General features: G+C 58.8%; 21 protein-coding genes. 7 read left to right on the forward strand and 14 right to left on the reverse strand.

Features of this window, described 5'->3' with window-relative positions; translation table 11 throughout:
• Window positions 1-245 precede the first annotated feature (245 nt).
• The gene (locus tag BLQ41_RS28175; RefSeq protein ID WP_090187278.1) at window positions 246-1,142 is read right to left on the reverse strand and encodes a LysR family transcriptional regulator; all 897 of its coding nucleotides are present in this window, start codon (window positions 1,140-1,142) and stop codon (window positions 246-248) included.
• Between the two features lie 99 nt (window positions 1,143-1,241).
• Between BLQ41_RS28175 and gstA the strand changes: the two genes are divergently transcribed.
• Window positions 1,242-1,844, forward strand: a complete 603-nt coding sequence (gstA, locus tag BLQ41_RS28180) for a glutathione transferase GstA (protein WP_090187280.1) — start codon at window positions 1,242-1,244, stop codon at window positions 1,842-1,844.
• A gap of 129 nt (window positions 1,845-1,973) precedes the next feature.
• Here the strand turns inward: gstA and BLQ41_RS28185 are convergent, their stop codons facing one another.
• The 4 genes from BLQ41_RS28185 to BLQ41_RS28200 form a co-directional block, all read right to left on the reverse strand.
• On the reverse strand, window positions 1,974-2,987 hold the full coding sequence (locus BLQ41_RS28185; RefSeq protein WP_090187286.1) for an ABC transporter substrate-binding protein: 1,014 nt from the start codon (window positions 2,985-2,987) through the stop codon (window positions 1,974-1,976).
• Window positions 2,984-3,526 (reverse strand): sigma-70 family RNA polymerase sigma factor, encoded by a 543-nt coding sequence (locus BLQ41_RS28190; protein WP_090187288.1) that lies wholly within the window; start codon window positions 3,524-3,526, stop codon window positions 2,984-2,986. Before BLQ41_RS28190 ends, BLQ41_RS28185 begins: the two co-directional genes overlap by 4 nt.
• A gap of 211 nt (window positions 3,527-3,737) precedes the next feature.
• Window positions 3,738-4,529: a phosphate/phosphite/phosphonate ABC transporter substrate-binding protein gene (locus BLQ41_RS28195; protein WP_090187290.1), complete on the reverse strand. Its 792-nt coding sequence runs from the start codon at window positions 4,527-4,529 to the stop codon at window positions 3,738-3,740.
• A 51-nt stretch (window positions 4,530-4,580) separates the two neighbouring features.
• A complete protein-coding gene (locus BLQ41_RS28200) occupies window positions 4,581-5,522 on the reverse strand; it encodes a fatty acid desaturase (protein ID WP_090187292.1) in 942 nt (313 codons plus the stop codon).
• Between the two features lie 405 nt (window positions 5,523-5,927).
• On the opposite strand from BLQ41_RS28200, the gene BLQ41_RS28205 reads away from it, so the two are divergent.
• A complete protein-coding gene (locus tag BLQ41_RS28205) occupies window positions 5,928-6,344 on the forward strand; it encodes a GNAT family N-acetyltransferase (RefSeq protein ID WP_090187295.1) in 417 nt (138 codons plus the stop codon).
• A gap of 55 nt (window positions 6,345-6,399) precedes the next feature.
• Here BLQ41_RS28205 and def read toward each other — a convergent pair whose 3' ends face one another.
• From def to BLQ41_RS28220, 3 genes are all read right to left on the reverse strand, one after another.
• A complete protein-coding gene (gene def, locus BLQ41_RS28210; protein WP_090187298.1) occupies window positions 6,400-6,939 on the reverse strand; it encodes a peptide deformylase in 540 nt (179 codons plus the stop codon).
• Complete coding sequence (locus BLQ41_RS28215) at window positions 6,936-7,892, reverse strand: YihY/virulence factor BrkB family protein (RefSeq protein ID WP_090187300.1); 957 nt, start codon at window positions 7,890-7,892, stop codon at window positions 6,936-6,938. Before BLQ41_RS28215 ends, def begins: the two co-directional genes overlap by 4 nt.
• Window positions 7,893-8,066: 174 nt before the next feature.
• On the reverse strand, window positions 8,067-8,258 hold the full coding sequence (locus tag BLQ41_RS28220) for a CsbD family protein (protein ID WP_090187302.1): 192 nt from the start codon (window positions 8,256-8,258) through the stop codon (window positions 8,067-8,069).
• Between the two features lie 200 nt (window positions 8,259-8,458).
• On the opposite strand from BLQ41_RS28220, the gene BLQ41_RS28225 reads away from it, so the two are divergent.
• Window positions 8,459-8,836 carry a hypothetical protein gene (locus BLQ41_RS28225; RefSeq protein WP_027923866.1) on the forward strand — a complete coding sequence of 126 codons (378 nt, stop codon included), beginning with the start codon at window positions 8,459-8,461 and terminating at the stop codon, window positions 8,834-8,836.
• A gap of 64 nt (window positions 8,837-8,900) precedes the next feature.
• Here BLQ41_RS28225 and fadD1 read toward each other — a convergent pair whose 3' ends face one another.
• Window positions 8,901-10,601: a long-chain-fatty-acid--CoA ligase FadD1 gene (fadD1, locus tag BLQ41_RS28230; protein WP_090187305.1), complete on the reverse strand. Its 1,701-nt coding sequence runs from the start codon at window positions 10,599-10,601 to the stop codon at window positions 8,901-8,903.
• Between the two features lie 393 nt (window positions 10,602-10,994).
• On the reverse strand, window positions 10,995-12,683 hold the full coding sequence (gene fadD2, locus BLQ41_RS28235) for a long-chain-fatty-acid--CoA ligase FadD2 (protein WP_090187308.1): 1,689 nt from the start codon (window positions 12,681-12,683) through the stop codon (window positions 10,995-10,997).
• A gap of 242 nt (window positions 12,684-12,925) precedes the next feature.
• On the opposite strand from fadD2, the gene BLQ41_RS28240 reads away from it, so the two are divergent.
• Window positions 12,926-13,870, forward strand: coding sequence for an alpha/beta hydrolase (locus BLQ41_RS28240; protein WP_090187311.1), 945 nt, complete (start codon window positions 12,926-12,928; stop codon window positions 13,868-13,870).
• A gap of 42 nt (window positions 13,871-13,912) precedes the next feature.
• Window positions 13,913-14,383 (forward strand): MaoC family dehydratase, encoded by a 471-nt coding sequence (locus BLQ41_RS28245; protein WP_090187314.1) that lies wholly within the window; start codon window positions 13,913-13,915, stop codon window positions 14,381-14,383.
• Between the two features lie 104 nt (window positions 14,384-14,487).
• Here the strand turns inward: BLQ41_RS28245 and BLQ41_RS28250 are convergent, their stop codons facing one another.
• From BLQ41_RS28250 to BLQ41_RS28265, 4 genes are all read right to left on the reverse strand, one after another.
• Window positions 14,488-15,348, reverse strand: a complete 861-nt coding sequence (locus BLQ41_RS28250; RefSeq protein ID WP_090187316.1) for an efflux RND transporter periplasmic adaptor subunit — start codon at window positions 15,346-15,348, stop codon at window positions 14,488-14,490.
• A gap of 10 nt (window positions 15,349-15,358) precedes the next feature.
• Window positions 15,359-15,565, reverse strand: coding sequence for a DUF1656 domain-containing protein (locus BLQ41_RS28255; protein WP_008151119.1), 207 nt, complete (start codon window positions 15,563-15,565; stop codon window positions 15,359-15,361).
• On the reverse strand, window positions 15,552-17,540 hold the full coding sequence (locus BLQ41_RS28260; RefSeq protein ID WP_090187319.1) for an FUSC family protein: 1,989 nt from the start codon (window positions 17,538-17,540) through the stop codon (window positions 15,552-15,554). Before BLQ41_RS28260 ends, BLQ41_RS28255 begins: the two co-directional genes overlap by 14 nt.
• A gap of 168 nt (window positions 17,541-17,708) precedes the next feature.
• Complete coding sequence (locus BLQ41_RS28265; RefSeq protein ID WP_090187322.1) at window positions 17,709-18,176, reverse strand: ferritin-like domain-containing protein; 468 nt, start codon at window positions 18,174-18,176, stop codon at window positions 17,709-17,711.
• A gap of 202 nt (window positions 18,177-18,378) precedes the next feature.
• Between BLQ41_RS28265 and BLQ41_RS28270 the strand changes: the two genes are divergently transcribed.
• Complete coding sequence (locus BLQ41_RS28270; RefSeq protein ID WP_090188871.1) at window positions 18,379-18,615, forward strand: DUF3820 family protein; 237 nt, start codon at window positions 18,379-18,381, stop codon at window positions 18,613-18,615.
• A 30-nt stretch (window positions 18,616-18,645) separates the two neighbouring features.
• Entirely contained in the window at window positions 18,646-19,827 is a 1,182-nt protein-coding gene (locus tag BLQ41_RS28275) for an aminotransferase class V-fold PLP-dependent enzyme (protein WP_090187324.1), read from the forward strand.
• Window position 19,828: the final 1 nt, after the last annotated feature.

Below are 19,828 nucleotides of genomic sequence, written 5' to 3' on the forward strand. Positions count from 1 at the left end.
TCAGGTGATCAATGATGTTCAATCGGAGAGTCCATGCAGCAGCGCTCTCATCAAGACATCCTTCTCTTGATAGCCCGGGACCAGGCCAGCCCTAACGGTTTCATCGGTAATTCCCTTTAGCGCACCGCTCCTAGTTGTTCTGTGTGGTGCCGTGGGTTGCGCACGTTTGCGGAGTTTTTAGCTGTCGACAGCGACATAGTCAGTTACAAGTCAGCTTAGACAGGCGCAGAGAAGGCGCAAGGCCACTAGTCAGCCAGTGTTGAGGACAAAATCGGTTCAGCCAGCATGTTCAGCAATGCCTGGACGGCGGCGGAAGGTTCCCGGGTCGGCGTGATCACCAAGGCAAACTCGCGCTCGATACGCGGATGAACTGGCAACACACGCAGGCCCTGGCGATGCGTCGGCAGCGTTAACTCGGGCACCAGCGTCACGCCGATGTTTTCCCGCACCAGCGTGAACGCGCTGCTCCAATCCCGAACTTCGACCCGAACGTCACGTAGCTGCAATCCGGCATCTGCGGCCAGGCTGCGAGCATTGGTTGAACAACCGCCCGTGGCCAATACGAAAGGTTCCTGCGCCAACTCCGCGAGGGTAATGCCGGCCTCATTCGAACGGCGCGCCAAAGGATGACCGCCCGGCACGACGGCCATCCAGGCATCACGTCCCAAATGACTGGCGTTACGCTCGGGGGGCGGGTTCAACACCACGCCGACATCCACCAGCCCGGCGTCGAGCAGTGCTTCGACTTCATCGTCGCTGACCTCAAGTGCCACCACTTCAATGCCGGGATAGAGCCGTTTGAACTGGCGCAACAGTGGCGGCAGGAACGTGGCCAGCACCATCGGGAAACTGGCCAGGCGAATCGTGCCGCGTTGAATGCCTTTGGCGGCATCGACGCTGCTGCGAATATTTTCCAGGGCGCCAAGCATGGTTCGCGCGTGTTCGATCACAGGCAAGCCGATGGCTGTCGGCAACGTTTGGCGATTCTCCCGATTGAACAGTTGAACGCCCAATGTTTCTTCAATCAAGGCCAACGCCTGGCTCGCTCCTGACTGGGTCATGCCAACGCGCTCGGCGGCCCGAGTAATGTTGCCGGTATCGGCCACCGCCACCACCATTCGCCAATGCGTCAGATTCATCATGGCAGTAGCTTTCCTTATGGCAGTGTTCTGAAAGAGTAATTTTACCGAGGGCACCGCGCACTATGACACTGGCGTAAATCCCCAACCAGAGTCCTCCCGATGAAGTTGTATTACGCCCCCAAAGCCTGCTCGCTGGCGCCGCACATTGTGCTGCGTGAACTGGATCTGCCATTCCAACTGATCCGCGTTGATAACCGCACCAAAAAGACGGTTGAGGGCGATGACTTCCTCGCGATCAATCCAAAGGGTTACGTCGCGGCGTTGCAGCTGGATAACGGCGACGTGCTGACCGAAGGTCCGGCGATCCTGCAATACCTGGCAGACCTGCGACCGGACGCGAACCTGGCGCCGGCGAACGGGACGTTCCAGCGGGTGCGATTACAAGAATGCTTGAACTTCGTCTCGACAGAGATTCATGGCGGGCTGGGCTGGCTGTTCAATTCGCAGTTTCCGGAGGCGGTAAAAGCGCTGATCAAAGAGAAGCTGTTCAAGCGATTGACAGTGTTGAACGAAACGCTGGAGCGGCAAGATTATTTGCTGGCAGGTGGGTTCGGCATCGCCGATGCGTATCTGTTTACGGTGCTGCGCTGGGCACCACTGTTTGCGATTGATATGAATCAGTGGCCGGCGTTGGTGCGGTTTCAGGCCAGCATTGAGCAGCGGCCGGCAGTGAAAGCGGCGTTGGCTGCGGAGTTGGTGTAGGCCGCCGCACCGCCGCTCCCACACGGGATCTGAGGCTTACACACATTTTGTGCGCTCAGCAGATCCAATGTGGGAGCGAACCTGCTCGCGAATACAGTCGCTCATGCCGCGCAAGAACATCAGGAAAAACTACAGACTCGCACTCACCTTGCTCGCCACGTCCCCCGGCACCCAGCCCTTCCAGATCTGCGGCTGATCACGCAAAAACGCCTCGGCGACTTGACGCGGTTGCTGGCGTTTTTCGCTCATCTGGCCCAGCGTCTGGTTGAGCAACTCGATCGGAAAGTCGACTTTTTCGAAGAACGCCACCAGGTCCGGGTACTGCGCCTTGAACGGTGCGGACACACCAATGGCCAGGCTCGCCGGCATGGAACGGGTGCCCTTGGGGTTGGGGTTGTTGGCATCGGCCAGGGTCTTCCACGCCTTGGCGTCAAAGGCCGGCTCTTCGAGTTTCACCAGTTTGAAGCGCCCCAGCAGCGGCGTCGGCGACCAGTAGTAGAACAACACCGGTTTGCCACGGCGGATCGATGATGCGACCTCGGCGTCCAGCGCCGCGCCAGAGCCTGTACGGAAGTTGACGTAACTGGCGGTCAGGTCGTAGGCCTTGAGTTTCTGGCTGTTGACGATCTCCGAGGTCCAACCGGTCGGGCTGTTGAGGAAGCGTCCGCGGCTAGGGTCTTCGGGATCGCGGAACACGTCCTTGTAGCGGGCCAGGTCGGCGACGGATTTCAGTTCCGGGGCCAGGGGTTTGATGCCGCGCTCCGGGTCGCCCTTGATCACGTATTCCGGCACCCACCAACCCTCTGTGGCGCCTTTGACCGTGTCACCCAAACCAAACACTTTGCCCTCGGCGGACGCCTTGACCCACGCCGGACTGCGCCCGGCCCACTCTTCGCCGATCACCTGGATGTCGTTCTTGGCCAGCGCGGCTTCGAGGCTGACGGTGCTGCCCGGTAACGTGTCTGTCGGGTAGCCATAGCCTTTCTCGACGATCAGACGCAGGATTTCAGTGATCAGGCTGCCGCTTTCCCAAGTGATATCGCCAAAGTGAATCGGCGCGGCTTTTTCAGCGGCCGGCACGTGGGTTGCGACGAGGCTCAGCGCCAACAGCGAACTGCCAAGCAGGGTTTTGATCGATCTCATGCGGACCTCCGGGTCAGGGCATTCAAGGGTTGGTTGGCGCTGTGCCGGTCGCACAGTGCCTGGGAGCGGGTCATGTAGACGCTGACAGAGCGTTGGGAGATGCCCAGCTCGGCGGCGATTTGCGGGTACGTCAGGCCGTCGACGCGTGACAACAGGAAGGTCGCCCTGACTTTGCCCGGCAAGCGTCCCAGCGTCTGATCGAGGCTCTGCAATGCCTGGCTGAGTTGCGCCAGTTCCTCTGGCGATTTCACGGATTGGGGGTCGTCGTGTTGCAACTGATCGAGGTGCTGGTGTTCCAGGTTCCGGCGGCGCCAGAGCTGATAGATCAACCGGCGGGCGATGGTGGTGAGCAAGGCACGAGGCTCGCGAATCGGTGTCAGGCCTGGGGCTTGCAGCAGTTGCACGAAGGTTTCAGCGGCGATGTCTTCGACGCTGGGGCTGGCGCCCAGATGCCGACGCAAGTGTGCGCACAGCCAGGAATAATGGGCGCGGAACAAGCCGTCGATGTGGTTACGATGGGATACGTCGGTGCCGGACATAGAGGCTCCAAAGGTTAGGGGTCGCTGAATGTCCGGTGATCCGGTGGCGCGATCCTAGCAAGGAGCCTTATTCTTTAATAATACTTAAAATGCATTTTTATATTCTATTTTAGAACAAAAGATCGCAGCCTCGTTTTACTCGACAGCTCCTACACGGATCATGGTTTGCCTGTAGGAGCTGTCGAGTGAAACGAGGCTGCGATCTTTCGACCTAGCGCAAAAGCCCATAACCCACTGCTTCAGCCTCTTGTTGATAGTCGAGTACCACCTGATAGTCGCTTTCAGTGGCCGGCAGCACTTCTTGCAGCCCCAGGATCTCAACGACATCAGGCAACTCTTCCAAGGCCTGATTCATCGCCTGACGCAGCTGCCCTGCTTGCTCATCGGTAACGCCGAACGCCGTGATGTATGGCAAGGTCGGGCTGAACGCGCTTCGGGCAACGACACGTAATCCGGCAACTTCTTGCTCGGCATGTCGCGCCAGATAGGCGAAGGTCACACTGTCGATGGCTGCCAGGTCCGCCCGATCTTCGCGCAGCCAGCGCAGGCTCTCGCGATGGCTGCCGCTGATGGCGACACTGGAAAAAAACTGTCCATCGCGATGCAGCGGCGCCAGGCGATGCCGCAACAGGTTCATGCCGCTGTTGGAGTCTTCGCCATTGATCACGCCCCGACTGTCGCGCCAGTCGGACAAAGTCCGCCGTGGATCATCGGCGCGGCTCAGGAGCAGGCTGCAATGATTGCCGCCGGTGCTGTCGGGGAGTTCGTAACGAGGGCGACCAATGATCCGGACTTTGCCGCGCAACGCGGTCATCAGCGGATAGCCGCAGGTCTGGGTCAGCAGCAATTGCGGGGACAGCCAGAGCTCCATCAGCGACAGGCCTTCGGCGTTGAGTCGGGTGGTGCCCAGCTGCTCGATGATCTGCGTCAGCCACCGCTCGTTGGCCTGGCGGAGCGGCTCGGGGGCGACGTACATCAGTAGTTCAGCGTAATGGTGGGTCATATCGGATTTTCCATACAATCACTTCCCCTGTGGGAGCGGGCGTATTCGCAATCAGTGGAATGGGTGCCTCGGGCTATCGATGGCCCTCACTCCATGCTGTCGCCACAACTGCCCATAACCCTGCAGCACAAATCCGCCGCTGCGCGCCTGCCACTGCTCGCGACGTGCGCGGTAGGCCCGGGGCAAGTCGTACCAAGGCAAACCCGGCAAGTCGTGGTGCACCAGGTGAAGATTGAGGTTCAGGAACAGCCAGCGCCATGGCCAGGCAGCTTCATTGAGGACAGTGCGCTGCTCGGGTTGTGCATGCGGACGGTGTTCATAGTAGGAGCGAATCATGGCAATCGATAGCGCCGGCACACTGATCAGCAACAGGTAATGCCACACCGGCAGGACGCTGTAGCGCGCGATGAAGATCAGCATCAGCAACGTCAATGCACCGTGGGTCAGCCACATGAACCAGGCCTGTCGTTCAGCCTTTTTCAGACGTTGCAGTTCTTCGCGCGCCAGCGCCAGCAAGGCCAGTGGCGCGCCCAGCAGGAAGCGTCCGAGTACGGTTTTGTTCAGCCAGTGCAGGCTTTGTTCAAAAAGCGAACTGCCCTGCCACCGCTCGGCCGTGAGGTAACGACTTTCCGGATCGCGACCGGGAATGGTCAAATCTTCGTCGCGGTGATGCAGCAAATGGCTGTCACGGTAAAGGGTGTAGGGATACCAGACGGCGAATGGCGCATAGCCGAGGATTTTATTGAGCAATGGCCAACGGGTCGGATGCCCGTGCAGCAATTCGTGCTGCACCGACAACCACAGCACCACCAGCGGAATGAGCAGCAATGTGCTCAACCACACCCCCAACCGATCACTCGCCAGGACCAGGCTGAACCAGCCGCCATACACGCCGATCAGCAACAGCCAGGTCGGCCACTCGGTGCGAGCGGTCAGGCGTTGGCGCAGGGTTTCGATTTCTTCTCGATGGGCAATATCGAAGTAATGGGACATGGCGTTGCTCAGATCGGGGGACCAGTCCCCTTCTGTGCAATGGCGCAGGGAAATCTTGCAGATTATTTTGACGATCGTTCCCACGCTCTGCGTGGGAATGCCTCTAGGGACGCTCTGCGTCCAGTGACGCGGAGCGTCACGGGCTGCATTCCCACGCAGAGCGTGGGAACGATCAACCAATCAACACGGGATCAATGGCCGAACACATCCACCTTCTTGGCCTTCTTGTCCGCGCGCTTCTCATCAGCGGTTTTCGCCGGTTTTTTCTTTGCTGCTTTCTTTGAATCCATGCCTTTGGCCATGATACCTACTCCACTCATACGGGATGTGAGATCAGGTATACACCTATCACAGCGCTCGTGTTCTTTTATAATCGCCCGCTTTGCGCACTGACAGTCCACGACCATGCCCGACACCCAGTACACCTTGCTCGACGAGCCTTTGTGGCCCTTGATGAACAAATTTTATCGCGTCCACCAATCGTCGATGAAAGCCGTGCGCGACGCTCAATTGTGGGTCGCAAGGCGCGAGGGGATCATTGGCGCGCTGTGTTTGCGGCCAGTGGCGGACGGGCATTGGCTGACGGGGCTGTTCGTCGATCCGGCGTGTCGCGGACAAGGCATCGCTGGGGCGTTGATCGCCGAGGCGGTCAAGGATGTCGAAGGCCCGGTGTGGCTCTTTTGTCACCCGGACCTGCGTGGCTTTTATGAACGTCACGGGTTCACCTTCGACCCCGCGTTGCCCTACTCGATGGCCGAACGTTTGAGCCGTTATGCGCGCAGCAAACCGATGATCGCCATGGGTATGGAACTGGCCAGATAACGCGCTAAAGCCATATGAATAACAAATGTGGGAGCGAGCTTAAGGTGTTTTCGGATCAGTCGTCGGCGTTCGGATCGAGGTCAGGAAACATGACTTCCGTGAAGCCAAATTTGCTGAAATCGGTAATCCGTGACGGGTACAACCGACCGATCAGGTGATCGCATTCATGCTGAACAACCCGCGCATGGAATCCCTCGGCGATCCGCACAATCGGCTGGCCCTTGGGGTCGAAACCTTCGTAGCGAATCTGCTGATAACGATCCACCGCGCCGCGCAGGCCAGGCACTGACAGGCAACCTTCGAAGCCCTCTTCCATCACCGGGCTCAACGGTGTGATCAAAGGATTGATCAGGATGGTCTGCGGCACCGCTTCAGCGTCCGGGTAGCGTTCGCTGTGCTCGAAGCCGAAGATCACCAGTTGCAGATCGACGCCGATCTGCGGCGCGGCCAGGCCGACGCCACCGACGGCCTCCATGGTCTGGAACATGTCATCGATCAGTTGCCACAGCTCAGGGCTGTCGAACATTTCGGCGGGGACCGGCGGAGCAATGCGCAGCAGGCGTTCATCGCCCATTTTCAGGATTTCACGGATCATTTTATGACTTCATCAGTTTTCGGCTGGAGCGAGTGATCCCGAGCCAGTCCCGAAACGTGTTGTTTGGGTTCGTGATCGAGTTCGCCGGGGACTTTTTCGCCATCATTCTTGCCCTCGGTCGACATGTGTTCGATCACTGCATTCATCTCCGCACCCAGCAACAGCACCGCCGCGGAAATGTAGAAGTACAGCAACAGCACAATGATCGCGCCGATACTGCCATACATGGCGTTGTAGTTGGCGAACTCCTTGACGTACAAACCAAATCCCACGGAGGCGCATATCCACACCACCACCGCCAGCACCGAGCCGGGGGTGATAAAGCGAAATTCCTGTTTAACGTCGGGCATGACGTAATAGATCAGCGCCACCGCCACCATCAGCAGAACCACGACCACCGGCCAGCGCACGATGGTCCAGAGCGTCACAATGAAGTCTTCGAGACCGACTTGCGCGGCGATCCAGCCCATCACTTGCGGCCCGAGCACCATCAACGCGGCGGCGATCAGCAGCATGCCGGCGATACCGACCGTGTAGATAATCGACAGCGGGATACGCTTCCACGCGGGCCGGCCTTCGACCACGTCGTAGGCGGCGTTCATCGCGCTCATCATCAACCGCACACCGGCCGACGCCGTCCACAGCGCAATCACGATACCAATCGACAGCAAACCACCCTTGGACTGCTGCAACTGGTCAATGACCGGGTTCACCTGTTCCAGCGCCTGGGGCGGCAGGACCAGTTCCGATTGCAGGCGCAGCCAGGAAAAGAAGTCAGGTAAGTGCAGGAAACCGATCAGGGCGATCAAAAACAGGATGAAGGGAAACAGCGAGAACAGCATTTGATAGGCGAGCGCCGAGGCGTAGGTCGACATCTCGTCGTCGATGAACTCGGTGACCGTGCGCACCATGACACGGTGCAGGCGCAGGCCTTTCATGTGAGGGAAAAACATTAGCGTCTCCTTTCGCCGCAATATGATGGGTTGGAGTAGTGGCGACTCAGGGGCCGTTTTCCAGATCAAATTAGCCTACTTGGCGTCTTTGAAACAATTTCCTTGTGCAAGTTCAGGGTGACACAAAAACGGCCATCCTTGGATGGCCGTTCGTGTTGCTCATCAAAGGCCGGATCAAGCCTTGTCGACGCCCTTTTTGATGGCGTCCTTGGCTTTACCGACCGCTTGCTGGGCCTCGCCTTTCTTTTCCTGAATTTTGCCTTCGACTTGCAACTTGGTGTTGTCGGTCGCTTTGCCGACACCTTGCTTGACGTTGCCAGCTGCTTCGTTGGCCATGCCTTTTACTTTATCGCCAGTGCTGCTCATGGTGTTTCTCCTGTGAACAATTCAATGAGAAAAGTCGTTACATAAGGATTGACCGGAGGCTTTTGCACGGAGTTTCATTTATTTTCGGTCGTACATTTCATCGTTCAGTGCAGGTTAGGCTTTATGTTTGTCGACCAACCCCCGAGAATGCGCAACGTATTCAGGCCATGGCGCTGAAGATCCAATCCCGTAGGAATGTTATGAAACTCGATAAAAAGCAGGCCATTGCCCGCAGAAACCAGGAACTTGGCGGTGCTGTGCTTGGCGTCAACAACTGCCATTTCACCGAATTGAACCGCAATCGCAACATCTGGTGGTTCGATATACCGGTCGCGCGCCTGGCCATTGGTCAGTACGAATGGGTTCACCTGCTGATGCACACGCCGGACACCGACGAACTGTTGCACCTGAAAGTGCCGACGGTGTTTCTGCGTGAAAAGCTCGAAGGCCTGGTGGTGCGCAATGAAGGCAAGCGCAAAGCCGCTTTAAGCCTGGAACTGAGCGCCGACAAGGACTCGTTCCTGCAGGACATGCGTCCGGCGGGCACCAACGTCAATTTCGCGCCTTTCCGCCTCTGATTAGAGCGTGGGAACGATCGGTCTGGTAACAAAAAGCCCCGCATCTGCGGGGCTTTTTGTTTGATCAGGCGCCGACTTTCTTCACGCCCAACTTCTTCAACTCTTCGTCACGCAACTCGCGGCGCAGGATCTTGCCGACGTTGGTGGTCGGCAGCGCATCGCGGAACTCCACGGAGCGCGGAACCTTGTAGCCGGTCACGTTCGCACGCATGTGCTCCATCACCTGTTCCTTGGTCAATGTCACGCCCGGCTTGGCGACGACGAAAATCTTGATCGCCTCGCCCGACTTCTCGTCCGGCACACCGATGGCCGCGCATTGCAGCACGCCCGGCAGGGTTGCCAGCACGTCTTCGAGCTCGTTCGGGTAAACGTTGAAACCGGAGACCAGGATCATGTCTTTCTTGCGATCGACGATGCGCATGTAGCCGTCCGGCTGGATCAGCGCGATGTCACCGGTCTTCAGCCAGCCTTCGCTGTCGAGGATTTCATCGGTGGCATCCTGGCGTTGCCAGTAGCCTTTCATGACCTGCGGCCCCTTCACGCACAGTTCGCCGATACTGCCCAGCGGCTGTTCAACGCCGGCATCGTCGATGACTTTGCACACGGTCGATGGCACCGGAATACCGATGGTGCCGATCTGGATGTGCTGGATCGGGTTGACCGTGGCCACAGGGCTGGTTTCGGTCATGCCGTAACCTTCGCAGATGGCGCAACCGGTGACCGCTTTCCAGCGTTCGGCCGCAGCCAGTTGCAGAGCCATGCCGCCGGACAGGGTGACTTTCAGTGCCGAGAAGTCCAGCTTGCGGAAGCCTTCGTTGTTGCACAGGGCCACAAACAACGTATTGAGCCCGACGAAGCCGCTGAATTTCCACTTCGACAGTTCCTTGACCATCGCCGGCAAGTCGCGCGGGTTGCTGATCAGGATGTTGTGGTTGCCGATCAGCATCATTGCCATGCAATGAAAGGTGAAGGCATAGATATGGTAAAGCGGCAGCGGCGTGATCAGGATCTCGCAGCCTTCGTTGAGGTTGGAGCCCATCAGCGCCTTGCACTGCAACATGTTCGCCACCAGGTTGCGGTGGGTCAGCATCGCGCCCTTGGCCACGCCGGTGGTGCCGCCGGTGTATTGCAGCACGGCGACGTCGCTGCTGGCCGGATTGGCTTCAGCCACGGGCTGGCCGTGGCCCTTGCTCAGTACATGGTTGAACTTGACGGCCTTGGGCAAGTGATACGCCGGGACCATCTTCTTCACATACTTGATGACACTGTTGACCAGCAGGCGCTTGAGCGGTGGCAGCAAGTCCGCCACTTCGGTCACGATCACGTGCTTGACGCCGGTTTTGGGCACGACGATTTCAGCCAGGTGCGCCATGTTGGCCAGGCAGACCAGGGCTTTGGCACCGGAATCGTTGAATTGGTGTTCCATTTCCCGCGCGGTGTACAGCGGGTTGGTGTTGACCACGATCAGCCCGGCGCGAATGGCACCGAACACAGCGACCGGGTACTGCAATACGTTGGGCAATTGCACGGCGATTCGATCGCCCGGCTGCAAGTCGGTATGCTGTTGCAGGTAAGCGGCAAAGGCACCGGACAATTCATACAGCTCACCGTAGGTGATTGTCTTGCCCAGGTTGCTGAAAGCCGGCTTGTCAGCGAAGCGTTGGCAGGATCGTTTCAACACTGCCTGAATATTCGGATACTCGTCTGGATTGATTTCGGCAGCAATCCCAGCAGGGTACTTATCCTTCCAAAAGTCTTCGTTCATGGAAGCCCACTCCTCAGCAACGCGAATTCTTCACCGCATTTGATGCGATTATTATTGGTGTGTGTTTTTTATAGTGTCTTTTGTTGGTGAGTCTGGCTTTTTACTAGGCCGAGAGGTCACAAAGCGCGCCGAGAGTAGCAGCTTTGCCAAGGGTCGACCAGAGCCAAAAGCGGCCTCTACAGTCACTTTAATGACTCAAGAATAGCAAGCGGTCATTTTAGAGCAAAAATTCTATAGCTCCTTGGAAGCCCCGTAAATTGGGGCTTTAGTCCCTAAAAGCATCGCGGGCAAGCCCGCTCCTACGTTCAGTACCGGTCACAAAATAAGTGAACGGCGCGAAACTTGTGGGAGCGGGCTTGCCCGCGATCCGCGCGAAGCGCGGCCATTCATCGATCAAGCGATATCGCGCAACTCCCGCCGCAGAATCTTGCCCACCGGCGTCATCGGCAACGACTCACGCAAGACAATGTGCTTGGGCACTTTGTACGCCGTGAAGTTTTCCTTGCAGTAGGCCTTCAGCTCTTCGAGGCTGACCCCCGACTCGCGGGCCACCACAAACAACTTCACCGCCTCCCCCGAACGCTCGTCCGGCACGCCGATCACCGCGCAGTTGGCGACCTTGGGGTGAGCCATTACCACGTCTTCGATCTCGTTCGGATACACGTTGAAACCCGAAACGATGATCATGTCTTTCTTGCGATCGACGATGCGCACGAAACCGTCCGGGTCAATCACAGCAACATCACCGGATTTGAACCAGCCCTCGGCATCCAGCACTTCGGCGGTGGCTTCGGGCTTGTTCCAGTAACCCTTCATGACCTGCGGGCCTTTGATGCACAGTTCGCCGCGCTCGCCCAAGGCCTGCTCGACGCCTTCGTCGTTGATCACTTTCAGCGTGGTGCCCGGCACCGGCAGGCCGACCGTGCCGATCCGCGACTTGTCGCCATACGGGTTGGTGCACGCCACCGGTGAGGTTTCGGTCAGGCCGTAACCTTCGGTGATGCGGCAACCGGTGAGCTTTTCCCAGCGCTCGGCGGTGGCCTTGACCAGTGCAGTCCCGCCGGAATTGGTGAGTTTGAGGCTGGAGAAATCCAGGGACTTGAAGTCCGGATGGTCCATCAGCGCGACGAACAGCGTGTTGAGCCCCAGCAATGCCGAGAACCGCCAGTTCTTCAGCTCCTTGATGAACGCGCCGATGTCCCGTGGATTAGTAATCAGCACGTTGTGGTTGCCGGTGACCATCATGCACATGCAGTTCGCCGTGAAAGCATAGATGTGGTACAGCGGCAACGGCGCGATCATCACTTCCTGCCCTTCACGCAGCAGCGGCTGACCGTCGGTGCCGAATTGCCCAAGACAAGCCCGTGCCTGCTGCATGTTAGCGACCAGGTTGCCGTGGCTCAGCATCGCCCCCTTGGCCAGACCGGTGGTGCCGCCGGTGTATTGCAGCACCGCGATGTCGTCGAGGCCGACTTTCAGCGGCTTGATGCCCAAGCCCCGGCCCAGACGCAACGCGCTCTTGAAAGAAATGGCCTGCGGCAATGAATACGCCGGGACCATCTTCTTGACCTTGCTCACCATCGTATTGACCAGCCAGCCCTTGGCGCCGGGCATCAGGTCACCCATCTTCGCTTCAATCAGGTACTGGATGTCGGTGTCGGGCAGCACTTCCTGGACCTTCTTCCCGAACACGTTCAGATACACCAGCGCCCGGGCACCGGAGTCCTTGAATTGATGGCGCATCTCCCGCGCGGTGTACAGCGGGTTGGTGTTGACTACGATCAGCCCGGCGCGCAAGGCGCCGAACACGGCAATCGGATAATGCAGGACGTTGGGCATCTGCACCGCAATGCGATCCCCCGGCACCAGGTCGGTGTGGGCTTGCAGGTAGCCGGCGAACGCCAGGCTGTGGCGTTCCAGTTCGGCGTAGGTCAGGGTCACGCCCATGCTGCTGAACGCGGGACGATCAGCGAATTTCTTGCAGGAACGCTCGAACACCTCAAGCACCGACTTGTAGGCCCCAAGGTCAATATCCAGGGGCACGCCGGCCGGGCGTTTGTCATTCCAGAAATCAGGTTGCATTGTTCTTGTCCTCTTTACCTGAACCTATCCGGGGCCGCGTTTCTGTCCTTTCAAAAACAAAAAACGAAAGGCGGAGCTCCACGGACACTAGCAGCTATGACGAATCAGGCAAATACGACAGGCACCGTCATTGATTATGTGAATCTTCCAGCCGTGGCGTGGCCTGATCAGACGGCAACCGCGGGATGCGCTATACAATGCAGCGACGCCCATGCAATGCAGCCCCATGCAAAGGAATCGCCATGATCCACGACACTTTCTGGCTGACCGCGAGTGACCGCAGCCGCCTCTTCGTCAACCAGTGGCTGCCCGCCGCACCTCTGAAAGCGGTGATTCTGTTGGCGCATGGCATGGCCGAGCACAGCGGACGCTACGCCCGTCTGGCGGAAAAATTCTGCGATCAGGGTTATGGCGTCTACGCGCCGGACCTGCGTGGACATGGCAAAACTGCCGAAAACGGGACGCTCGGCCATTTCGCCGATGACGATGGCTGGTGCAAAGTCGTCGGCGACCTGGCCAGCCTCAACCAGCACATCGGCCAGCAGCACCCCGGCGTGTCAATCGTGCTGCTAGGCCACAGCATGGGCAGCTACATCGCCCAGGCTTATCTGCTGCACCACAGCGCCAGCCTGCATGGCGCGGTGCTCAGCGGTTCGAATTTTCAACCGGTGGCGCTGTATCGCGCTGCCCGCCAGATTGCCCGGCTCGAACGATTGCGCCAGGGCCCGAAGGGTCGCAGCGCGCTGATCGAGTGGCTGTCGTTCGGCTCGTTCAACAAGAAATTCAAACCGGCGCGCACGCGGTTCGACTGGCTCAGCCGCGATCCGGCGCAGGTCGACCTGTACGCCAACGACCCGCTTTGCGGCTTTCGCTGCACCAATCAACTGTGGATCGATTTGCTCGGCGGCTTGCAGCAAATCAGCAAAGCGTCCAATCTCGCGCAGATCGATCCGGGCCTGCCGTTGCTGGTGATTGGCGGTGAATGTGATCCGGTCAGCGAAGGCAAACGTCTGAAAGACCTGGCCCACGCGCTTCGCGAGGCTGGCAGCCGCGACCTGCAACTGACTATTTACCCTCAGGCCAGGCATGAACTGTTTAACGAGAGCAACCGCGATGAAGTGATCAATGACGTGTTGAACTGGATTGCGCAGACGCTGAGCCACCCCCGGCCGCCCAGATCGGAATAGTTTTTTTGTGAATTTATTTATTCGTGACAGGAATTGAAACAGATGACCCAGGTTACCAACACCCCTTACGAAGCCCTCGAAGTCGGGCAGACCGCCAGCTATAGCAAGACGGTCGAAGAGCGCGACATTCAGTTGTTCGCCGCCATGTCCGGCGACCACAATCCGGTGCACCTGGACGCCGAATTCGCCGCTGGCACCATGTTCAAGGAGCGTATCGCTCACGGCATGTTCAGTGGTGCGTTGATCAGTGCGGCCGTTGCCTGCGAATTGCCTGGGCCGGGGACGATTTACATCGGTCAGCAGATGAGCTTTCAGAAGCCGGTGAAGATCGGCGACACCTTGACGGTGCGTCTCGAAATCCTGCAAAAGATGCCAAAATTTCGTGTTCGGATTGCCACTCGCGTGTTTAACCAGCGTGACGAATTGGTAGTCGATGGCGAGGCAGAGATTCTGGCGCCGCGCAAGCAGCAGACCGTGACGTTGCCGACCTTGCCGGCCATCAGCATCGGCTGATTTTCCTCACAAGATCGCAGCCTCGTTTTACTCGACAGCTCCTACAGGTCTACGCAAAACCCTGTAGGAGCTGTCGAGTAAAACGAGGCTGCGATCTTGTGATCTCAAGGCCCTTCCTGCACCTGCACGCTCGCCGTCATCCCTGAACTCAAATTCATCTCCGGCGGCAAGTTGTCGATCTTGATCCGCACCGGAATCCGCTGCGCCAGCCTTACCCAGTTAAACGTCGGTTCCACCTCCGCCAACAACTGCCCGTCCGGCGTGGTGTTGCGGTCGGTAATCCCGCGACTGATGCTTTCCACGTGCCCGTCCAGCGCCTCCCCCGCGCTCATCAACCAGACCTTCACCGGATCGCCGACACGAATCCGTGGCAGCTTGGTTTCCTCGAAATAGGCCTGCACATAAAAGGTCGAATCATCGATCAAGGCCATCACCGATTGCCCGGCATTCACGTAATTGCCTTCAGCCAGACGCAGGTTGGTAATGTGCCCGTTGCGCGGCGCATGAACCTGGCTGCGGGCTAGATTGAGTTCGGCGACTTTGGCCTCAGCCTGAGCCTCACGCAGTTCGCCGCGGGCGATGCCGGCATTGATCTGTGCGTTCTCGCGCAACTCGGCACTGATCGCTTGTGGCCCCAGGCTCGCGCGGCGACTGGCTTCACGCTCACGCAGATTGAGTTGCTGCTGGCGCGTCTGCACCACCGCCTGGGCTTTCTCGAGTGCCGCTTCGAAACGGTCACGATCAATGCTCAACAACAGATCGCCGGCCTTGACCTGCTGGTTATCGGACGCCTTGAGTTCACGCACCCATCCCGACACATCCGGGGCGATGACCACCACGTCGGCGCGAATCCGCGCATCCCGGGTCCAGGGCGTGAGCATGTAGTACTGCCACAAATGGAAACCGGCAAATATCGCCACCGCCACCAGGCACAGGGTTACCGCGACACGTACGGGGGTACGCATGTTCAACTCCTTATAAAGGTCCGAGGACGACGGTGATCAAGGTCAATACACAGACGTACAAGGCGCAATCGAATAGCGCTTCATGCCAGATCCAGCGGCCCACCGGGGTCAGGCGCAACAGCATGCGCAAGGCCCCGGTGACGAGCAGCGCCAGCAACACATAAATCAGAAACGGACTGAGCAGCACCCCGCCCACCGACCACTCACGCAAGCCCATGGCTTTGCTCCTGTTGGCGGCACCAGGCGCGCCAGCTGCTTTGCAGTTGCAGCACCGCACCCTGTGCCAGTTTCACCGCGTCGCTGGGGGGCAACGCGTACAAGGTCTTCAAGAATTCTTCGCTGGGGTGTTCCAGCGCATCAGCGCTATCGCCTGCCGGGCCTTGCGCCAAAATTTTTTCCAGCTGCTCGAGATAACGCTGCTGAGGTGCGCTGACCGGAGCCTGCGCTACCGCGAGGCTCAAACGCAGATGGAGCAATTCGTCGCCGATGTCCAGGCCGAGCAGACCATCGTCCCAGCGGCTGCGCGCCGGTTCCGGCAACTCCGGATAATGCCGCGCCAGTTGCAGCAAGCGATCGGCCATGCGCCCGCCGAACCAGCTTTCGGCACCGCGCAGATTGCGTCGGGTCAGCCGGACCAGATCGTCGAGCGTCGCCGCCAACAAGCGGCGGCCGTGCCACGCCGGGTTACGCAGGATCAGCAAATGAAACGCCAGCACCGCCGCGCCGACACCGACCACCATCGCTTGGGCGCTGTTGAAGAACGTGGCGACATCGAATTTCATCGCGTTCAGCGGCGACACCAAGACGATAAAATGTAAACAGAACGAGGTGGCCGTGGCGCCAATCTGTGGCTTGGCCATGCCCAGCGCACCGAAAAACAACGGCACGCCCATGCCCAGGCAGAGCAACGCAAACCCGCTCCACTGCGGCAGCAATATTTGCCCGACGAAAAACGCCGTTGGTATCGCCAGAAAAATCCCTCGCATAAAGCTCATGCCGATCTGCGCGCCATTCTCACGACTGGCAAACAGGCTGCACACCACGCAGGTCAGCACCAGCGCACCCGCCGCCGCGGGCCAGGCGGTGGCGAGCCAGAAACTCGAGACCACCAGGAATGCCAAGGCACTGCGCGCACCGAAAACCAATGCCAATGACAGGTCGCGATGTGGCGTCAGGGTGCGCGGCGGATCGACCGTTTCACGCCCCTCCTCCACCGCACTCAATGCCGTCGTCGCCGCCATCGCGGTGTCGAGCAGCAGGGTGAAACGGGCCAGGCAATAACTCTGCGCGGAACTGATCTGCGGGTCATGGCAGGCGTCGAGCAATCTTGGCCGCAACGCTTGCAGCGTCGCGGTATCGGCGCTGGTCAGCGCATCCTGAACCTCGGTCATCCACGGCTGCAGCTGCTCGGCTTCAGGTGCGTCCAGTTGCTTCCATTGCCGGCGCACCGAACGGGCGATGCGCAGCAGCATCAGCAGCTTTTGACTCAAACCACTGATCGCCCGTGCGCGCTGCCGACCCAGGCCACCTTCAAACCAGGCATGTTCGCGCTGGGCATCGACGGCGACAATGCGCCCGAGAATTTCCAACAGGCCTTTGCGCGCCTGAGCGTCGCCGGCCAAGGTCGCACGCGCCGCATTCATCCCACTTTGCCAAGCCGCCTGCGCTTGATCCGCCAGTTGCCGTTCGACCCGCATCGGCCAGAGCAGCGCGCTGGCTGCCGTGGCGCAAAGGATTCCGAGACAGATTTCCGTGCAGCGCGCCACTGCTTGGTCGAACACGGTCAGCGGATGCGCGATAGCCGGCAGCGCGATAATCGCCACCGTGTAACCGGCCAGCACAAATGAATAGGACCAGGCACTGCGCAACAACGTCGAACTCGCCGTACACAGCCCGAGCCACAACGCCAATGCCAGCAGAAAAAGCCACGGCGTCTGAGCAAACACACTCATGAACACCACCGACATGATCGTCCCGATCAGCGTTCCCAACAGTCGCGCCAGTCCCTTTTGCACCACCATCCCGGACAATGGCTGGGCGACGATAAACGCCGTCATCAGCGCCCAGGCCGGTTGCTCCAGGCCCCATCGCAACGCCAGCCACAGCGCCAGACCACCGCCGAGCAGGGTCTTGATTGCGAATTGAAGGGCGCGGCGGTCAGGCGCAAACAAAGCCTGCAAAGTGATAGGCACGTAAAGCACTCTTGGAAGGACGATTTAACGATAGCCGGGTTCGACCGAACCATGAGTCAGACACTTGAAAAACAAATTATTAGCTAGCTATCTATATCCCGTCCAGAACTAATTCAAAGGCACAAAAAAACGCCAGACTGGCTGGCGTTTTTGACAGGTTACGAACGCTTAAGAGCGAGCGCGAGCCTGGTTGCGCAGGGCTTTTACCTGGTCGTGATTGCGTTGCACGCCGTGATACTGACGTTCAACCAGGTCACGAATGCCCACCAGGTTGTGTTTGTTGATTTTTTCCATGGCTTCTTTGTAAGCCTTCAGCGCATGGTCTTCACCGCGTTCAGCTTCGTTCAGCACAGCCTCTTCATCCTTGCCGGTGAACATCGCTTTCACGTCGACCCAACGACGGTGCAAGTCGGCGCTGACGCTGGTGGAAGTTTCCGGATCGCCACCCATCGAACGTACGGCGCTTTGCAGCTCCGCCGCAGCGGTTGCGCAATCAGCCGAGCGTTGCACGAACAGGGTTTTGAGTTCAGGGTGCTTGATATCTTCAGCGCAGGTCTTGAACCCTTCCTGACCGTCTTTGCTGGTTTCGATCAGGTCGTTGAGTACAGAGATCGCTTCTTTATTAATGTCGGTCATTTTCAATTCCTCACGGGTTGATGAAAGATGTAATAACCATTGCACCCCGCATGCCAGCTTCGAACTGAACATTTATCCTTTATTTTTCAACAAGTTATATTTAACGACAAAATCTGTATCCGCTTTATTTGCATGAACTGTCAATTGGCCTGCATGCAGAATGCCTGTATTTTCCAGCTCAAATGAATCCAGACGACCGATGATGAACCCAGAGAAACTCGAACTGCTGATCACCCGCGAAATGCCCTTCGGCAAGTACAAGGGCAGAATCATTGCCGATCTTCCCGGCCAATACCTGAACTGGTTTGCCCGGGAAGGTTTCCCCCATGGCGAACTCGGTGGCTTGCTGGCCCTGATGCAGGAAATTGATCACAACGGACTGGCCGAACTGCTCGAACCGTTGCGCGCCAAACACGGCAAACCTGCCCCGCGCCACTGACTGATCGTGTAAAACCGGACCGAATAGCCCATGCCCGATAACACCCGCCGCGCCCGTGATGAACAATTCTGGAAGACCTTCGCCGACCGCTATGCGGTCGAACCCGGGCCCATCAACCTGGAAAACGGCTACTTCGGGCGTATGTCGCGCACCGTGGTCGAGGAATACCAACGCAACATCGAGCTGATCAACCGCAGCAACTCGGTGTATGTGCGTCAGCGATTCGAACAAAGCGAAAGCCTGCAGGTCCTCGCACAGCTTGCCGGGCTGCTTGGGGTTCCCACCGACACCGTTGCCCTCACCCGCAGCGCCTCGGACGGCTTGCAGTCATTGATCCGCAACTACAACCGCCTGCAGCCGGGCGATCAGGTGCTGATCTGCGATCTGGAATACGACACGGTCAAAGGTGCAATGCGCTGGCTGGCCAAGCATCGTGGCGTGGAAGTGATCGAAATCGACCACCAGCACCCCGCCAGTTTCGACAGCTTGCTGGACACCTATCGCGATGCTTTCGAGCGCTATCCAAAGCTCAAATTGATGGCCCTGACCCACGTCACCCACCGCACCGGACTGGTCATGCCCGTTCAGGCCATCGCCGCTGCCGCCAAGGAACGAGGCATCGACGTGATCCTCGACGGTGCGCACGCCCTGGGTCAGCTTGAATTCAATCTGGAAGAACTGGGCATTTCGTTTGCCGGCTTCAACCTGCACAAATGGATCGGCGCGCCCCTGACGCTGGGCTTTATCTACATCGCCCCCGAACGCCTGGCGGATATCGATCCGGACATGGGCGAGATGCATTTCCCGATCACCGATATTCGCGGCCGCACGCCCTACAGCACGCCGAACATCCCGGCGCTGCTGACCCTGCCACTGGTGTTCGAGGAACACCTGGCCATGGGCGGCGCCGCGGCCAAGAGCGCACGGCTCAACTACCTGCGCAACCTGTGGGTGAACGCAGTCCGGTCACTGCCGGGCATCGATGTAATGACCCCGGACGACCCACGCCTGTATTGCGCAATCACGTCAATGCGGTTTACCCGCCATGCCGATCAACAGGCGATGGTCGAGCGCCTGCTCAGCGACTACAACCTGTTCACCGTTGTGCGCACCGGGGCCGCGAGCGGGCCGTGCATCCGCATTACGCCGGGGCTCACCAACACCGCTGCCGACATGAATTTACTGGCCCGGGCGCTGAGCGAACTGCGCTGAC

The organism is Pseudomonas arsenicoxydans, from assembly GCF_900103875.1.
In the GTDB taxonomy this organism is placed as follows: Bacteria; Pseudomonadota; Gammaproteobacteria; order Pseudomonadales; family Pseudomonadaceae; genus Aquipseudomonas; species Aquipseudomonas arsenicoxydans.

Coding starts and splice junctions, on each gene's coding strand:
- BLQ41_RS28190 (WP_090187288.1), bottom strand. CDS start 3,526: ATGTCCGGCACCGACGTATCCCATCGTAACCACATCGACGGCTTGTTC.
- BLQ41_RS28205 (WP_090187295.1), top strand. CDS start 5,928: ATGCCCGACACCCAGTACACCTTGCTCGACGAGCCTTTGTGGCCCTTG.
- fadD2 (WP_090187308.1), bottom strand. CDS start 12,683: ATGCAACCTGATTTCTGGAATGACAAACGCCCGGCCGGCGTGCCCCTG.
- BLQ41_RS28270 (WP_090188871.1), top strand. CDS start 18,379: ATGAACCCAGAGAAACTCGAACTGCTGATCACCCGCGAAATGCCCTTC.
- BLQ41_RS28215 (WP_090187300.1), bottom strand. CDS start 7,892: ATGTTTTTCCCTCACATGAAAGGCCTGCGCCTGCACCGTGTCATGGTG.
- def (WP_090187298.1), bottom strand. CDS start 6,939: ATGATCCGTGAAATCCTGAAAATGGGCGATGAACGCCTGCTGCGCATT.
- BLQ41_RS28240 (WP_090187311.1), top strand. CDS start 12,926: ATGATCCACGACACTTTCTGGCTGACCGCGAGTGACCGCAGCCGCCTC.
- BLQ41_RS28175 (WP_090187278.1), bottom strand. CDS start 1,142: ATGATGAATCTGACGCATTGGCGAATGGTGGTGGCGGTGGCCGATACC.
- BLQ41_RS28220 (WP_090187302.1), bottom strand. CDS start 8,258: ATGAGCAGCACTGGCGATAAAGTAAAAGGCATGGCCAACGAAGCAGCT.
- BLQ41_RS28265 (WP_090187322.1), bottom strand. CDS start 18,176: ATGACCGACATTAATAAAGAAGCGATCTCTGTACTCAACGACCTGATC.
- BLQ41_RS28225 (WP_027923866.1), top strand. CDS start 8,459: ATGAAACTCGATAAAAAGCAGGCCATTGCCCGCAGAAACCAGGAACTT.
- BLQ41_RS28255 (WP_008151119.1), bottom strand. CDS start 15,565: ATGGGCTTGCGTGAGTGGTCGGTGGGCGGGGTGCTGCTCAGTCCGTTT.
- BLQ41_RS28275 (WP_090187324.1), top strand. CDS start 18,646: ATGCCCGATAACACCCGCCGCGCCCGTGATGAACAATTCTGGAAGACC.
- gstA (WP_090187280.1), top strand. CDS start 1,242: ATGAAGTTGTATTACGCCCCCAAAGCCTGCTCGCTGGCGCCGCACATT.
- BLQ41_RS28200 (WP_090187292.1), bottom strand. CDS start 5,522: ATGTCCCATTACTTCGATATTGCCCATCGAGAAGAAATCGAAACCCTG.
- fadD1 (WP_090187305.1), bottom strand. CDS start 10,601: ATGAACGAAGACTTTTGGAAGGATAAGTACCCTGCTGGGATTGCTGCC.
- BLQ41_RS28185 (WP_090187286.1), bottom strand. CDS start 2,987: ATGAGATCGATCAAAACCCTGCTTGGCAGTTCGCTGTTGGCGCTGAGC.
- BLQ41_RS28195 (WP_090187290.1), bottom strand. CDS start 4,529: ATGACCCACCATTACGCTGAACTACTGATGTACGTCGCCCCCGAGCCG.
- BLQ41_RS28250 (WP_090187316.1), bottom strand. CDS start 15,348: ATGCGTACCCCCGTACGTGTCGCGGTAACCCTGTGCCTGGTGGCGGTG.
- BLQ41_RS28245 (WP_090187314.1), top strand. CDS start 13,913: ATGACCCAGGTTACCAACACCCCTTACGAAGCCCTCGAAGTCGGGCAG.